Annotated in this window: 12 protein-coding genes; 8 read left to right on the top strand and 4 right to left on the bottom strand. The window is 56.4% G+C overall.

The genetic code is table 11. The features are described 5' to 3' along the window. Positions 1–3: 3 nt before the first annotated feature. Entirely contained in the window at positions 4–639 is a 636-nt protein-coding gene (locus IE099_RS13335; RefSeq protein WP_189570654.1) for an HAD hydrolase-like protein, read from the top strand. Between the two features lie 133 nt (positions 640–772). Continuing rightward, positions 773–3,862: a BNR-4 repeat-containing protein gene (locus IE099_RS13330; protein WP_189570652.1), complete on the top strand. Its 3,090-nt coding sequence runs from the start codon at positions 773–775 to the stop codon at positions 3,860–3,862. Here the strand turns inward: IE099_RS13330 and IE099_RS13325 are convergent. From IE099_RS13325 to IE099_RS13310, 4 genes are read right to left on the bottom strand one after another with little or no spacing between them, the layout of a single operon-like run. Then, complete coding sequence (locus IE099_RS13325; RefSeq protein WP_345778124.1) at positions 3,859–4,971, bottom strand: PfkB family carbohydrate kinase; 1,113 nt, start codon at positions 4,969–4,971, stop codon at positions 3,859–3,861. The genes IE099_RS13330 and IE099_RS13325 overlap by 4 nt on opposite strands. A gap of 10 nt (positions 4,972–4,981) precedes the next feature. Beyond that, on the bottom strand, positions 4,982–5,752 hold the full coding sequence (locus IE099_RS13320) for a 3-ketoacyl-ACP reductase (RefSeq protein ID WP_189570648.1): 771 nt from the start codon (positions 5,750–5,752) through the stop codon (positions 4,982–4,984). 9 nt (positions 5,753–5,761) lie between these two features. Next, entirely contained in the window at positions 5,762–7,147 is a 1,386-nt protein-coding gene (locus IE099_RS13315; protein WP_189570646.1) for a glycoside hydrolase family 88 protein, read from the bottom strand. A gap of 30 nt (positions 7,148–7,177) precedes the next feature. Next, positions 7,178–7,717 carry a helix-turn-helix domain-containing protein gene (locus IE099_RS13310; protein ID WP_189570644.1) on the bottom strand — a complete coding sequence of 180 codons (540 nt, stop codon included), beginning with the start codon at positions 7,715–7,717 and terminating at the stop codon, positions 7,178–7,180. Between the two features lie 300 nt (positions 7,718–8,017). Here IE099_RS13310 and eda point away from each other — a divergent pair, with 300 nt between their 5' ends. From eda to IE099_RS13280, 6 genes are all read left to right on the top strand, one after another. Next, on the top strand, positions 8,018–8,641 hold the full coding sequence (gene eda / locus IE099_RS13305; RefSeq protein WP_189570642.1) for a bifunctional 4-hydroxy-2-oxoglutarate aldolase/2-dehydro-3-deoxy-phosphogluconate aldolase: 624 nt from the start codon (positions 8,018–8,020) through the stop codon (positions 8,639–8,641). Between the two features lie 25 nt (positions 8,642–8,666). Next, complete coding sequence (locus tag IE099_RS13300) at positions 8,667–9,488, top strand: sugar phosphate isomerase/epimerase family protein (protein WP_189570640.1); 822 nt, start codon at positions 8,667–8,669, stop codon at positions 9,486–9,488. Between the two features lie 43 nt (positions 9,489–9,531). Further along, positions 9,532–10,668 (top strand): Gfo/Idh/MocA family protein, encoded by a 1,137-nt coding sequence (locus IE099_RS13295; RefSeq protein WP_189570638.1) that lies wholly within the window; start codon positions 9,532–9,534, stop codon positions 10,666–10,668. Between the two features lie 93 nt (positions 10,669–10,761). Further along, positions 10,762–13,695, top strand: coding sequence for a c-type cytochrome (locus IE099_RS13290; RefSeq protein WP_189570636.1), 2,934 nt, complete (start codon positions 10,762–10,764; stop codon positions 13,693–13,695). A 225-nt stretch (positions 13,696–13,920) separates the two neighbouring features. Beyond that, positions 13,921–15,453, top strand: coding sequence for a phytoene desaturase family protein (locus tag IE099_RS13285; protein WP_189570634.1), 1,533 nt, complete (start codon positions 13,921–13,923; stop codon positions 15,451–15,453). A gap of 9 nt (positions 15,454–15,462) precedes the next feature. Beyond that, positions 15,463–16,050: a hypothetical protein gene (locus tag IE099_RS13280; RefSeq protein WP_189570632.1), complete on the top strand. Its 588-nt coding sequence runs from the start codon at positions 15,463–15,465 to the stop codon at positions 16,048–16,050. Positions 16,051–16,054 lie beyond the last annotated feature (4 nt).

Here is a 16,054-nt window from a genome sequence, read left to right as displayed (position 1 = left end):
GCCGTGCGTTACCCTGCTCTTATTTTCGACTTCGATGGCACTCTCGCCGACACCCTTGCTGCGGCGGTGGATGTATATAACGACTTGGCCGAGAACTACTCCCTGCGTCCCATTACGATGGACGAGATTCCCGCCCTGCAAGACTTCGAGCTCAAAGAACTGCTGAAGCATCTCGGAGTTTCCAAGCTTCGGGTCCCTTCTTTGCTGGCAAAAGGTCGCAAGGCTTTACGGGCCGACATCACCACCCTTTCCCTCAACGATGGGATGGAAGAGCTCTTGCCCAAGCTGCGGGAACACTGCACCTGCTTCGGGATCCTCACTTCCAATTCCACCGAGAACGTGGAGGCCTTTCTCGAGGCCAAAGGGCTGCGCGATCTCTTCACCTTCATCTCCAGCACTTCGAAGCTATCCGGCAAGCACAAGCACCTCCGCGCTATCGAGAAAACCTTTTCGCTAGAACGCTCCAAGATGCTCTACATCGGCGACGAGACTCGCGACGTGAGAGCGTCACAAAAGGCGGGCATCCACGTCGCAGCTGCAACCTGGGGCTTCAATTCACGCGACGCCCTTCTCCGTCAAAATCCGACCTACATGCTGGACGAGCCCAAAGATCTGCTGGAGGTCTGCAGCATTTCATAGGCTCTTGCTCGCCCGAACGAACTTTTTACAAGAGAAGGTCTCAAGCAACTTGGCCAAGCGAGAAAGTTGTCTCACGAAAAGACATCTACTGGCATCTCGACAAGTACTAGCCAACAAAGGAATGCTCGAGGCGATGTCCTCAGAACCTGATTCGTTTTCCAAAATCTTCGGCCCTCTCCCAGGCCTCTCGCTCTTGTTTCTAGGCGCTTCGCTGGCCCATGGACAGATCACTTACGTCGACGCGGATCCCTCAAGCAACACCACCCTCGCCGATGGAAGCGCGCTGCAGGATGAAACACACTACAGCTCCACGCTCAACAACGCTGACGGTCTCTGGAACCTGCGCAGCTTTGCCAACGAGAGCACGATCTTTGCCTCCAACGACTCCGGAGCAGAAGACTGTCCCCGCCTCCGCACCACCGTTACAGGGCTCGAAGCGGGAACGACTTACAACGTCTATGTCTACTTCTGGGGGGCAACCGGCGCGAACTGGAGACTGCGTGCCGGGCTGGAGAACCTTGACGGAGAACTCGATGGCTACAACAGTGCCCACACAACCACCTCCAGCTTCGCCACCTCCAGCTATTTGACCGACAATGCGGGCGGCTCCGACCTGAACCCTGGTCCGCTGACGACCGCGACCGATAGCGACCCCGCCATCGAAAACGGAGGCTACTTCAGCGGTTCGGTTGAGACAGCAGAAGGCAATCGGTCACTCTATCAAGTTCTCCTCGGCCAAGTCACCTCCACCGACGGAACTCTTTCGGTCTATGTGGACGACCTCGCGAATCAGAGTTCGGTCAACCGAACTTGGTTCGACGGGGTGGGATATCAGGCGGTTTCCGAGCCCTCCTTAACCTATCTCGATGCCGACCCCGAGCTCAACACCACTCTGGCTGATGGAACAGAAATGAACCTCACCGCGAGTCCAAGCAATCCGGAAGACTACGATTCTGACGCTTCCAGTGCCACCCTTCCTTCCAATTGGAAACTCCGCACTGGGTTCGCCAACGACTCCACCGTGCTCGCTGCCGCCCCAGCCGCCGACGCCCCCGTGCTCCGGACCGCTTTGAGAGGCCTCACCCCGGGTGCCATCTATGAAGTCAACGCCCACTACTGGGCAGTCGATACCAGCCAGAACTGGAGGTTCGCGGCAGGACTCCAGGCTGATTCCCTTTCCACAGGCGGAGCCCAGCTCGGCGGCGAGAATCTTGCAGGCTTCGATTCCTCCCTGCTCTTCATCAATGCGCCGGTTCTTCTCTCCGAGGACAATCGCTCGTTCTACCAACTGAATCTTGGTTACACGCGCGCTGACTCATCAGGCCAAATTTTCGCCTACATCGATGACGTGCCCGGCGACGGTCAACGCACTTGGTATGATGGCCTATCCTACGCGGAAACCAATCTGGACGGGACAGCCGACAACGATGGGGACAACCTGACCAACAACGACGAGGTCGACATCCACCAGACCAATCCCCTTCTGGCGGACACTGATGGAGACGGCTTGAACGACGATGTGGAAATCTTCACGCACCAGACCAATCCCTTGCTCGCTGATTCTGATGGCGATGGACTTTCCGATAGCTTTGAGGTGGCCAATCAGACGGACCCCAATGACTCCAACGACCCGATGCCGGTCGCTCCCCAGATCACGGTCGCTCCTGATGGAGTCTGGAGCTGGTTTTCCGAGGAACGCGCCATCTGGCACCTCGGCAAACTCTACACCGGCTACGTCCTCTCTGATGGGCGCTATGGTATCACTCAATACGATCCTGCCACCGGAACCTCCAGCGAGTCCATCGTGAGCACTGCCGCATCTCAGGAACAAGATGACCACAACGACCCCGTGATCACGGTTCTGCCCGACAATCGCTTGCTCGCAGTCTACGCGAAGCACAACACAAACACCCTCTTCTACTCGCGCACCTCGCTCGTGACGGAACCCGCTAGCCTTCAGGACTGGGGACCGGAACAATCCTTCAACCCCGCAGGCTCCAACCCGGTCACATATGCCAACGTCTTTCGCCTCAGCGAGGAATCCGACCGCATCTATAACTTTTTCCGCTGCATCCAGTTCAATCCCACATTGAGCTATTCCGACAACAACGGAACCAGTTGGAGCGAAGGGATTCACTTCATCGACACCGGGACTGGCGGCAGCCGCCCTTATCCAAAATACACTTCCAAAGACGGCAGCCGAATCGACCTCATCTACACCGACGGACATCCCCGGAATGAGAACAATTCCATCTACCACCTCTTTTTTGAAGATGGAGATTTCAATCAGAGTGACGGCACCCTGCTCAAAACTTTTGCGGACTTGGCGGCCGGCGATCCGATTGACCACGATGGCGACCAAGCCGACACCACCGGCCCCGAGCGCGGCACCGTCGTCTATCAATATCGCAACGAACCCTACGCCAATGGCGAAGACCAGGATGACTATTTGCCCGGCGGAAGAGGTTGGACTTGGGACATCACCTATCAGCCGAACGGCAACCCGGTCTGCGCCTTTCAGGTGAAAGTTTTCAACGTCACCGGCACTTCTGGGTTCCGCGATGATCGAATCTATTACTACTACGCCACTTGGGATGGAAGTCAGTGGAACAAGAAGCTCATCGCCCAAGGTGGACGCCCCCTCTATTCCGCTGAACGCTCTTACGGCGGAGGAATGTCCATTGACCCGGAGAACCCCAATGTTGTCTACATTTCATCCAATCACGAAGCCCCCGCGGATCTGGACCTCAACAACGCGAACCTCAATCCGACCGAGCGCTATGAGATCTATCGAGGTATCACCAACGACGGCGGCGAGACCTTTTCCTGGGAAGCAATCACCGCCAACTCACATGAAGACAACCTTCGTCCCATCGTCGCGGAGAACCACGACTATGACCGTCACGCGCTCTGGTTCCAAGGCACCTACAACACCTATACCGACTACAATACTGCGGTTGTCGGCATCTTCGAAGACACAGCCCAAGCGGGACTCGAGATTTTAAAAACAGGCTTTTCTGCCGACAACTTTTTCATCGACGTCAAGGATGGCACCGCAGGACGGATCGTCACCTCATCGAACGACCTTGACCTCCCTTTTGAGGAAGTCAGCGGGGTCTCGACTACCAATGACGAGAGCGGAAACCCCACTCGATTTTTGATTCCAGCCGCCTCGCGAGAGAGCGAATCTGATTTCTTCAGAATCGAGGAAAGCAGCAACTAGCGGTCAACTCGGGCTCCTCCACCGCAGACAAGCTTCTCAACTTCGGAGAGGCTGGCCATGGTGGTATCGCCGGGAGTGGTCATCGCCAGCGCGCCGTGGGCACAGCCATAGCTCACGGCTTCCAGCGGATCGTTGAATTTCAAGAAGCCATAGATCAGGCCACTCGCGAAGCTATCTCCTCCACCGACGCGGTCGAAAATCTCGAGGATATTCTCCCCCACGAAATCGCGCTTGGGCTGATAGAACTCACCATCGTGCCAAACCAGAGCCGACCAGTCGTTCAGCGACGCGGTCTTGGCTCCCCGAAGGGTGGTGGCGGTGACTTTGAAGTTCGGGAACTCCTTCACCGCTTGTCCAATCATGCGCTTGAACGAATCCTCCGGGAGCTCACTGATATTCTCGTCCACGCCCTCAACCTCGAAGCCGAGACAGGCCGTGAAGTCTTCTTCGTTGCCAATCATCACATCGACGTACTGCGCAATCTCGCGATTGACTTCCCGGCAACGCTCCAGACCGCCAAAGGACTTCCATAGCGAGGGACGATAGTTGAGGTCATAGCTCACCATGGTGCCATTTTCCTTCGCCACCTTCACGGCCTCGATGGCGACCTCGGGAGTGCTTTCCGACAGCGCGGCAAAAATTCCTCCGGTGTGGAACCAACGCGATCCCAAGCGGCCAAAGAGCTCATTCCAATCGATGTCTCCAGGCTTCAATTGACTGACGGCAGTATGACCACGGTCACTACAGCCCACCGCGCCCCGAACCCCGAATCCTCTTTCGGTAAAGTTCAGCCCATTGCGAACCTCGCGGCCAATGCCATCATACTTTTGCCATTGGATGAAGCGGGTATCCAAGCCACCTTGGAGAATCAGGTCCTCAACCAAACGGCCCACCGGATTGTCCGCAAAGGCAGTGACGATCGCAGTCCGCAGCCCGAAGCAACGGCGCAGCCCCCGCGAGACATTGTATTCCCCGCCACCTTCCCAAGCAGTGAACTGTCGGGTGGTGTGAATTCGCCCGTCACCCGGGTCAAGACGAAGCATCACTTCGCCCAAGGACACGCAGTCATAGGCACACTCATCGGCACTCTTAATCGTTAAACTCATAATCCTAATTTATTTAAAGTCGTGGTATCGTTAGCCCGCCATCAATCATAATGACCTGACCGGTTGAATAAAGAAATCCTCCTTCAGCCAAAGCGACGACCGCCTTGCCGATATCCTCGGGATAACCCCAGCGAGGAGTCACACAGAGTCCGTCCGCAATCAGCTTGTCATACTTCTCCGTCACCCCGGCGGTCATGTCGGTCTTCGTGACACCAGGTCGAACCTCGTAGACTGGAATATTAAACTCTCCCAGGCGAGCCGCGAAAAGCTGGGTCACCATTGCGAGGCCAGCTTTGGAGACACAATACTCACCACGATTCACCGAAACCACGGTGGCCGAGATCGAATTCACATTGATGATGCTCGCCTCGAAGTTTTCATCCGCCTGCTTCTGCTCGACCATCCAATTGGCCACCGCTTGGGTCAGGAAGTAAGGCCCTTCGCAATTGATTTTCATCACCCGCTCATAGGACTCTTGGCTCGTCTCCAGCACATCCTTGCGCTCGGCAGGCGCGACGCCCGCGTTGTTCACAAGGACATTGAGCTGCCCACATTCCTCCTTCAACTGGGCGATGATGCGACCCCGGGCCTCTTCATCACCCACGTCACCCTGGCAATATACAACCTTGGGGGCACCGGCTGCCTTGAGCGCATCCAAGACCGCAGTCACCTGCTCCACCGGACGCATACCGTTGATCGCGACGGTGTAACCCGCCCGGGCTAAAAACTCCGCACACCCGAAACCAATCCCCCGGGAACCTCCCGTAACAAAAGCAACTTTCATCTCTTTGTTCTACTTGGTCCAGAAGGTGAGATAAGGCTTCTTCTCAATGAGACGTTGCAGGTAGACCGCCAGCTCCATGAGGTGGTAGTCGCCCCACATGCTCGATTCCCCCGCCGCAATTTTCGAGCCCGCAGGCTTGGTATCCCACCCGTTGGGATTGTGGTAGATGGAGTGCAAAAGCAGTCCCTGATGATTGGGGTCCGTGGAGAGGTAGTTGTCGCTGAAGAGGCTCTGCGCCGTGACCAAGGCCGCCTTCTCATAGCGCTCGGCCTCTTCGGTTTCTCCTTTGGCTTCGAGATATCGAGCAAGTCGAAACAGCCCCTGAACTGCAATCGCGGAGGCAGTGGAATCAACTGGCTCGTAGTCATTGAAGGGCTCAGCCGGACGGTCGAGATAGTCCCCCAGCTTGTGCAAATTAGGTGCACCGGTGTCCCAGTAGCAAATACCGTCGGTAGGAGTGTGTTGCAGGAAAAAGTCAGCGGTAGCCTTGGCCCCTTTCAAGAGGAGAGCTTCCCATTTATCCCGACCACCCAGAGGCGCCAACTCCTCATCGCTCAACTGCTCGAGCAATTCGAGTTCTTCCGGGAATCCACAACAAGCCCATGCCAACCCACGCGTCCAAGTGGAAAAACCAGTGTAGCCCTGCTGCGAATTGGGACAGCGATAAGCACCGTCCTTCATGTTGAAAATGGCCTCATGCGTCGTGCGACCGCGGACATCCGGAGTGTCGTAGGAATCCCGTCCTTCGCCATAGAAAACGGAGAACAAGGCCGTGGACTCAATATGCTGAAGCGCCCGCTCAAGCAACGAAATCGGCTTGTCCCCTTCCGCCATCAGGCAGTGCCCGAGACGATGAGACTCCATCAAAATGCGGCAGGAACGAATGGTATCGACGAAGAGTGAGTGGGGACCATTGAAGGAGTGAATGAACCCTCCGCCCTGGCGCTCCGACCAGCGGGCAGCCTGCACCGCACCCGAAACCTTAATCGCCAGTTCGTAGAAATTTTTCTCCCACTCGTTGTTCTCAATGCGGCCTTCCAGCATCAAACGACGCAAGTTGCCGTAGGTCGAAAGATTATTGAATCCGTGGTCGTGGACCCCGATGTGCGAAACGTGGGAAGCCATGCGCTCCACCGTATGCTTGCGCCCGGATTCCAAGGATGACTCATCGCCTGTAGCGTCGAAGTGCAAGATAGCGATTCCGTAGCGGAAGCCCTCCGTCCACTCGGTCCATCCCCGCGTCGTGTATTTTCCACCATCAGTGAAGACAGGAGAACCCTTCCCCTCGTCGTAGTTGGTATCGATGGAAGTGATCTTTTGTTTCGCGAGTTCAAAAGTCTTTTCCAGCGCTGGTTTCAGATCGGCCAACTGCGGGGCCTTGCTTGTATCAATCATAAATTTGTTTCTGTGGTTAAAGGGGTGTCTTTAAAATCTTTGTTCTTTAAGCAGGTGGATGATCACCAACTCGCTATTCTCCAACACGTGGTAGGAATGCTCCAACACCGCGTCAAACTTGACCGATTGACCGGCCGCCAACACATGCTGCTCATGCGGAAACTCAACCCGCACCATCCCCTTTCGCACCCAACAAATCTCCAGCTCATCTCCGTGAGCTTCCGGATGCTTCAAGGACTGTCCCTCATTGGCGGTTGCATAAAAACAATCGATGCCTTGATAGGAGACTTTCTCAAAGTGAAAGGGACCCGATTCATATTCCTCAGCGTTCTTCAGATGGGCCGATGCGGATTCAGCGAGCGACAACAGGTCCGATGCCGCGAGATTGAAAGCACGCGCCAACTTGAAAAGAGTCTCCATCTCCATCAGGTTCTGGTTGCGTTCCAGCTTCGAGAGGACGGAGATGGACAAGCCTGATTTCTCAGACAATCCTTCCAAGGTTAGACCAGATTGCTTGCGAAGTTCTCGAACCACCGAGAAATCCAAGGCATTGATGGGAGCATCAGACATTTCTACAGAAAGAAAAAACAGGGTTACAATCAGCTCTCAAGAAAAAACGGCAGAAGTTTTATCAGCCACCGAAAACGCCTCTCGTCGATTCCCTATTTTTTATAGCAGCCGCAGCAGCCCTCTTACCCGATTCAAACCGAAAACGAGCCACACCCGGCAACAGCTTTTCCTTGGTCGAATTCAGACACGCCATCGAAACCGTTCTACCTGCCCCACCAAAATGACCCTCAAAAACCATTTTTACCCTATTTTTTCTGTTGAAAGAAAAAAAATAGGCTGTTTCATCTCTCCTACAAGTCCATGTTTGCTACTCGCTTAGTCCCAGTCGTCGTCCTCAAGAATCTCGCTCACGCCGAACCTCTTGCCGAAGCACTCCTTGCGGGAGGCTTGGACACTATCGAACTGACTCTTCGGACAGATTGCGCACTCGATGCCATCAAGCTGCTCAGCGAGAAGTATCCCCAGATTAAGTTGGGGGCAGGCACCGTGCTTGATGCCGGGATCGTGCCAAAACTCGTCGACCTCGGGTGCCAGTATGCCGTCTCCCCCGGTCTCAACCCCAAGGTCATCGAGGCCACGCAAAAGGCGGACCTGCCAATCTTTGCCGGAGTTGCCAATCCGACGGACATCGAGACCGCACGCGAGCTCGGGCTGCAAACCCTCAAGTTCTTTCCCGCAGAGCCCCTCGGCGGTGCCTCCATGCTCAAGGCGCTCATCGGCCCCTACGGCCACACCGGCATCAAGTTCATCCCAACTGGCGGCATTACTTTGGAAAAAGCACCGTCCTACGCCGCCCTCCCCGAGGTCGCGGCCATCGGTGGTTCCTGGTTCGTCGATGCCAAACTGATGGCGGAAGGAAATTGGGCGGAGATCACCAAACGCACCGAAGAAGCCATCAAGGCTATCGCCGAAAGCTCCCACTGAAACCCTCCTCTAACAACCAACCACTATGAGCTATCAGGACGTCGCCCTTCACACCTTCACCACCAAGCCTTGGAGCATTACCGAGTGCATCGAAAACTTTGCCAAGCGCGAGATTGGCGGGATCTCCATCTGGCGTGAAACGGTGGAAGACTGCGATTTAAAAAAGGTTCGCGAGCACTACACCGCAACCGGTCTCACTCCCGTTTCCTACGTGCGCGGCGGGTTTTTCACTGCCATTGAGGAGGCCACCCGTCAGGAGCACCTCGCGACCAATCGCAAGTGGCTGCAGGACGCGGCGGAACTCGGCATGCCCTCGGTCGTGCTCGTCTGCGGTGCCACCGTGGGCCAATCCCCCCTGACCAATCGCAATCAGATTCGCGACGGCATCGGAGCCATCGTCGGAGAAGCGGCCAAGCTGGGCATCGAGTTGCTCATCGAACCCCTTCATCCCTGCTACTGCGGAAATCGCAGCGCCATCCCGACCCTGAAGGCCGCCAATGATCTTTGCGAGGAAATCGCTGCACCTAATCTCAAGGTCGCCGTCGATGTCTATCACGTCTGGTGGGACCACGAGCTGGAGAGCGAACTGAAGCGCTGCGCTGACAATGGCTGGCTGGGCTCCTACCACATCTGCGACTACAAGGCCGAACCTGCCGACATGCTGTTAGACCGCGGCGTGATGGGCGAAGGCTGCTGCAACCTTTCCGAAGTCGACCAATGGGTCGTGCAAGACAACGGCTTCCAAGGCCTGCGCGAAATCGAGATCTTCTCCGCCGAATGGTGGCAGAAGGACCAACACGAATTCCTCGACCACATTCTCAAATCCTACGACGAAATCTACAAATAGGACCCACCCACCCCTCCACACCCAACCAATCTAACAAACTCCAATGAAAAAAATCGGCATCATCATGAACGGCGTCACCGGACGCATGGGCACCAATCAGCACCTTGTGCGCTCCATTCTCGCGATTCGCGAACAGGGCGGCGTCGAGTGCAACGGCGAGACCATCATGCCCGACCCCATCCTCACGGGTCGCAATCTCGAGAAAGTGAAAGCCCTCGCCGAAAAATACGGCGTCGAGCGCTACACCGACGACCTCGATGCCGCTCTGGCCGATGACTACAACGAGATCTTTTTCGACGCATCCGGCACTCCTTATCGCATTCCTTTTCTCGAAAAAGCCATCGCCGCCGGCAAGCACGTCTACTGCGAAAAGCCCACTGCCACCGAGTACGACAAAGCTCTCGCTATCGCGGAAGTGGCGGAAAAGGCCGGTGTCAAAAATGGCACCGTGCAGGACAAGCTCTGGCTCCCAGGCATCGTGGCATTTCAAAAACTGAAGGAGGAAGGCTTCTTCGGAGACATCCTCAGCGTGCGTGGCGAGTTCGGTTACTGGGTCTTCACCGGTCATGACGACAATCGTCCCCCCCAGCGCCCCTCCTGGAACTACCGGAACGAAGATGGCGGCGGCATCATCATCGACATGCACTGTCACTGGCAGTACGTCGTGGCCAACCTCTTCGGCGAAATCACCAGCGTGATGACGCACGCGGCCACCCACATCCCCGAGCGCATCGACGAGCAGGGCCAACCCTACAAGTGCACCGCGGACGACTCCGCCTACGCCATGTTCAAGACCGACACCGGCGTCTTCTGTCAGTTCAACTCTTCTTGGAACGTGCGCGTGCGTCGCGACGACCTTCTGGTCATGCAAGTCGATGGAACCAAAGGCTCCGCCATCGTCGGTCTCCGTAAGTGCTGGGCCCAGTCCATGGAGAACACCCCCGTCCCCGTCTGGAACCCTGACGTCGACAGCCCCATCGATTACTACGATGGCTGGGAAGAGGTTTCTCCCGGGGAATGTGACAACGCCTTCAAGGCCCAATGGGAACTCTTCCTCAAGCACGTGGTCTGCGACGAGCCCTTCCGCTGGACTCTGCGCGAAGGCGCGAAAGGAGTGCAGCTCGCGGAACTCAGCTGGACCTCTCACAACGAGGAACGCTGGGTCAAGGTCGAGTCCTAGTCCCTTTCTTTTCCCAGAGCCGCAGGATTCGTCCTGCGGCTCTTTTTCAATCTTTTGAGTAACCCGTCCACTCTGCAGCGTATAGAACAACCGATGAAATCCCTGTCTTTCCTTTTCGCCCTGGTCCTTCCGACCACCTTTCTCTTTGGTGAAGAACTCCTCTTCCGCGAAGACTTCAAGGAAGTCGAAGCCCACATCCCGGCAGTCAAGGAAGACCTCACCTCGCCCTTCCTCGGCTTCGAGCGCCTCGGTCCCGGCGAAAGCCAAATCAAGCTGTCCTATCATCCGGAGATTCCCAACGACCCGCACTATCTCTGGAACGGCCTTTGCCCCGGCCCCGTGCTCATGGCCTTCCCTTTCAAGGAGGTGACGGACCTCTCGGCGCCCGATTGGGTCTGCCGGCTCAACACCAAGAATTTCGGCAAATCGACTTTGCATCTTTCGATTCGTTCTGGCGGCAGATGGTATGCCCAGAAGAAGTCCGTAGCCACTGCGCGCGACTGGAACGACCAATTCCTCCCCCTTCACTCGGAAGACTGGTTCGAACTGGACCCGAAGAAAGTCACCTTGGGAAAACAAGCCAAAATACTTAATTTTAAAGCTATCGATGCCATTGGCTTTGCTGCTCCGGTCAAGGCGGATGGGAGCAAGGACTGCATCCGACTGAACTGGTTCGAACTGGTTCAAGACGCGGAAGCCAAGAACCAAGCCTCCCTCCTTCCGAAAGGAGAGTTCCTCGAAAACGAGACACCCTTTCTTCGCTCGGCATTGGTCTTCACCCACGAAGGCGAAACCCATCTTGTCAGGCGCGGGGTCCTGGTTCCTCTTCATCACGACAATCTCTGGGCCTGCTTCGACCCCGATCTGCTCCGCTGGGTCGTGGTCTGGAAAGCGCCCACCGGCAGGTCCCCCATCAGCTATGACTCCATGGCATCAGTCTCTTTTCCCGACAAGAAAGCCAAAGCAAGCAAAGCCCCGCGGTTGAAAGGTGAGGTCCTTCTCACCTTTCCCAAGAATCCTTACTACAAGGAACAAATCAAGGATACTCGCCAGACCACCCTCATCGACAGCGACCTTCCCGTGGGCCCCTCTGCAACCGGACGCTGGGAAGGAATCACGCTCTCCGGCAAACGACCAATCCTCAACTACACCATCGGAGGTCGACTCTACCGCGAACAAGTCTCTGCCAGCCAAAAGCACATTTTCGAAAACTTCGTGGACCGTCAGCGCGAGCCCGGGTTTAGCACTGGCCATTCGGGGGTCGCGATTTTCTACTCCGCAGATGGTCAGGTCCACCCTTCCGCTGCTGAATTTCCAGAACCCGCCAAACCGGAGCCTATCTTTCCCGAGACCTTCCGGGTCAAAAATCCCCAGGCCAAGGCCGATGGTCCCTTCACCGTTCGCAACCAGACTTTTCCGAATTCCGGTCGTCCCATTCGCTCGGTTGACATCGCGTTTCAAGCTGACGGCACCGCGCTGGTGTTGACCTTGGATGGTGACGTTTGGCAAATCAAAGACATCGAAAGCGACGAACCCGCCTGGACCCGGGTGGCAACCGGCATCTTCGAACCCATGGCCATCGAGGTGAGTGCCGACGGCAAAGTCTACACCCTCGGTCGCGATCAAATTACCCAGTTGATGGACTCGAACAATGATGGCCACTTCGACATCTTTCGCAATGCCTCCGACGCTTTCCTACAGACCATTCACACCCGCGACTACGCCACCTCCCTTGCGGTTGGTGCAGATGGCTCTTTCTATCTGGCAAAAGGCGGCATCACCAACATCGGCGCGAAGGGAATCGAGGACGAGCTCTCGGCTCACCGTGGCACCATCTTGCACATCACCGCAGACGGAATGAAGGCTACCGTGCTGGCTGATGGCCTTCGTTTGCCTTTTGTCGGCTTGCGAAATGACGGCACGGTCTTCGCCTCCGACCAGCAAGGCCACTTCATCCCCAGCACCCCCCTCCATCTCCTCGCCAAGGGCACCCCCTACCTCGGCTTCGAGCCCACAAATTTCCGAAAAGCCAAATCAGTTGTCGAGCCCCTGCTCTGGTATCCCTATCAGGCCAACCGCTCGGCCGCCGGCTTCTGCACCACCTCCTCCCAAGCCTTTCCCGATCTCGCGAACACCTTTCTACAGGTCTCTTGGAACGGAAGACTTTTTGCCATCGAGACTCCCGAGAGAGGCCTCCCCTTTTCCTGGCAGCTGCCTTTGCAACTGGACTTCCCCGCCCTCAATGGAGCGAGCCATCCCCAATCCGGACGCCTCTACGTCACCGGCCTCGGCATCTCGGGATACAAGCCCACCACCCCGGAATTCGTGGGCTTTGCCTCCATCGAGCAGACCCAGCCCTTCCCGACCCCGAAAAACCTCGCCGTTGAAAGCCAATCCATTGCGGTCCGCTTCAATCGCCCTTTCACCGCCAAAGAAAGCATCATTCCCGGCAACCCTCTTCTTCGCCTCTTCAATGTCCACCGAACTCCCAACTACGGTTCCGGTCACTACCTCTGGAACAACAAGCCCGGCGAACACTTGATCACGGCCAGCAAGTTTGCCCCTTCCAGCGACCGCCAACAGTTCGAGATGGACTTCGACGTCAACCTGCGCCGCTCGGATGTCTTCGACCTGCAACTCAATATCACTTCCGACACCACGAACTTCCCCATTCACCTCTATACCCGCCCCCATCACCTTCCGGAAGCATCCAGTCGCGACCTGAAGGCTCTGGAGGATGCGGAGCGTGATGCCAAGAAGCTCGACAAAGGAGACGCGGCTGTCGGCAAACCTCTCTTCACCCAATACGCATGTAGCGGATGCCACGCCCTAGATGGTCAGAAACTAACAGGCCCACCTCTCAATGGAGTGGCCGGCCGTCTCGACGTGGCTAAGCTGCGCGAGTCCATTCTCAACCCCACCGCCGAGATCGCCCCCGGCTACGAGCCCTCGATGCCTTCCTTTGAAGGAGTCATTCCTCCCCAGGACCTCGAGCACCTCTTGGAGTTTTTGCGCACGCTGAAGTAGAGCACGCTTCGCAATCACGCGGAATGACACCACGCCTTTCTCCAGCCTGACCAAGCGGGAGCCAAAGTCGCACAACGGCCCCAACTCCCCAGCGACAAGGCTTCCACCCATCCTCAGACCCAAAGTGGCCCTCTCTTTACCTCCGCCAGGTTGGCGTAGCTGATTGATTCTTCGTCTCTTTATTTGCAAATTTCTGAATCTAGCAAAAGATAGGGTCAAAGCGGAATGAGGAAGAAGATTGTGATTGTAGGAGCTGGGCCAGGCGGACTCGTCAGTGGCATGTTGTTGGCCCACCGCGGTTACGAGGTCACTCTCCTTGAAAAGGCGGGCATCGTGGGAGGCCGAAACGCGCCCTTAATCGCTGGCGATTATCGCTTCGATACCGGCCCGACTTTCCTGCACCAGAAGTTCACCCTCGACGAAATCTTTGCCGAAATTGGACGCAAGGCCGACGACCACATCAACTTTCAAAAGCTCGATCCCATGACCACTCTCACTTGGAATGGGGTGTCCTTGGATACGAGCTCGAACCAGGAAACGATGATCGCCAACATCGAGAAATCCTTTCCCGGCGAGGCGGAAAATTATCGCCGTTTCATGCGCGAGCACGCCACCAAGCTGGAAGCGATTTTCCCCTGTTTGCTCAAGCCCTACCACAAGTTCTCTACCCTCCTCGCCCCCCACCTGCTCAAGGCCTTTCCCTACGTCGCCACTCCCAAGTCGGTGATGGACGTGCTGGGTGAATACTTCGATGATGAGAGGCTCAAGCTAGCCTTCACCTTCCAAGCCAAGTATCTCGGCATGTCTCCCTGGAGCTGCCCGGGCCTCTTTAGCATTCTCTCCTACATCGAGTATGCCTACGGGATCTATCACGTCGAAGGCGGACTTTCCAAAATGTCCGAGGTGATGGCCGACATCTTTCAAGAAGAAGGAGGAACCCTCAGACTGAATGCCGAAGTCGCCTCCTTTGAATACAAAGGGGATAAAGTCAGCAAAGTGGTTCTCGCCGACGGCGAGAAAATCGAGTGCGACGACCTCGTAGTCAATGCCGACTACGCCCACGCCCGCTCCATGATTTTTGGAAAGAAAAAGGTCGAAGCGGAGACCCTCGCGAAGAAGAAATTCTCCTGTTCCACCTACATGCTCTATCTCGGGCTGGATAAAATCTACGAAGAGGAGCCGCATCACCACATCATCTTCGCTGACGACTACGGCCGCAACGTGAGCGATATCCAGAGTCAGAAACTCATCTCCGACGACATGTCGGTCTACGTGCGGAACTCCAGCATCAACGACAAGACGGTCGCCCCGGAAGGGCACTCGCAACTCTACATGCTCATCCCCACCATCAACAATCGCCACGGCGATCAATGGACCGACGAGCTGCGCAAAGAGTATCGTGAGAAAGTCCTCGACCGCGTCATCGCCAAGACCGGCATGAAGGATCTGCGAGACCACATCGTGGAGGAACGCTGCATCACCCCGACCAATTGGGAAGAGGCCGACATCTTCATGGGAGCCACTTTCAACTTTGCCCACACCATCGACCAGATGCTCTATTTGCGCCCGCGCAACAAGCTCCAGGGCTTCGAGAATATCTACTTGGTTGGCGGAGGAACCCACCCCGGCAGCGGTCTCCCAACCATCTTCGAGAGCGCGCGGATTTCCGCCAACCTCATCGACGAATCCAATGGAATTGAGCGCGAACGGGTTGATTTTTCGACTGAGCTCCTTGCGTCCACTACGGCGGCGGCTTAACTTGCTCCCATGAATCGACGATTCTTGGGCATCCTCTTTCTCACCTTTTCACTCGCCATGGGTAGCCTCCCTGCTGAGGCCACCGCCGAGGACTTGGGCAAATATCGCGCGTGGCACGATGTCTGTCTTCAGGGAGATGTGAAGACGATCGACCTGCAGATCGACAAGTTCGAACAACAGCTTGCATCTAATCCCAAGGATTCTCTGGCCAAAGCCTTTTTGGGCAGCGCCTGCGCTTTGCGGGCCAAGTTTGGGAAGTGGGGCCCCACCAAGCTGTCCTTTCTCAAGCGCGGGCGAAAGCTGATGGAGGAGGCCGTCTTAGCCTCCCCCACCGATGCCCGCGTGCGCATGGTTCGCGCTATTGCCTATTATCGCATCCCCAAGCGTTTTGGAGTTCGCGACACTTCGGTGGCAGACTTTCAGGCTCTCGTGCCCGCCGCGAAAGCGGGTGGCAAGCTCACCAAGGGTGAACGCCAAGCCATTCTCTACTATGCTGCCCATGCCTTTCGCGAGGAAAAGGTCGCCGGCTCCGAGGAACTCCTCACCCTCTGCCGCAAGCTCGATCCCAATTCAGAATACGGCAAGCTGGCGCATTGAAGTA

The sequence above is a fragment of the Roseibacillus persicicus genome (genome assembly GCF_014651675.1).
GTDB classification, from domain to species: domain Bacteria; phylum Verrucomicrobiota; class Verrucomicrobiia; order Verrucomicrobiales; family Akkermansiaceae; genus Roseibacillus; species Roseibacillus persicicus.
This window is presented reverse-complemented; position numbering and strand designations above follow the sequence as displayed.

Bases quoted from the DNA above. Each gene is read 5' to 3' on its own strand.
- IE099_RS13330 (WP_189570652.1), top strand. From the start codon at position 773: ATGTCCTCAGAACCTGATTCGTTTTCCAAAATCTTCGGCCCTCTCCCA.
- IE099_RS13285 (WP_189570634.1), top strand. From the start codon at position 13,921: ATGAGGAAGAAGATTGTGATTGTAGGAGCTGGGCCAGGCGGACTCGTC.
- IE099_RS13320 (WP_189570648.1), bottom strand. From the start codon at position 5,752: ATGAAAGTTGCTTTTGTTACGGGAGGTTCCCGGGGGATTGGTTTCGGG.
- IE099_RS13310 (WP_189570644.1), bottom strand. From the start codon at position 7,717: ATGTCTGATGCTCCCATCAATGCCTTGGATTTCTCGGTGGTTCGAGAA.
- IE099_RS13300 (WP_189570640.1), top strand. From the start codon at position 8,667: ATGAGCTATCAGGACGTCGCCCTTCACACCTTCACCACCAAGCCTTGG.
- IE099_RS13290 (WP_189570636.1), top strand. From the start codon at position 10,762: ATGAAATCCCTGTCTTTCCTTTTCGCCCTGGTCCTTCCGACCACCTTT.
- IE099_RS13315 (WP_189570646.1), bottom strand. From the start codon at position 7,147: ATGATTGATACAAGCAAGGCCCCGCAGTTGGCCGATCTGAAACCAGCG.
- IE099_RS13295 (WP_189570638.1), top strand. From the start codon at position 9,532: ATGAAAAAAATCGGCATCATCATGAACGGCGTCACCGGACGCATGGGC.
- IE099_RS13280 (WP_189570632.1), top strand. From the start codon at position 15,463: ATGAATCGACGATTCTTGGGCATCCTCTTTCTCACCTTTTCACTCGCC.
- eda (WP_189570642.1), top strand. From the start codon at position 8,018: ATGTTTGCTACTCGCTTAGTCCCAGTCGTCGTCCTCAAGAATCTCGCT.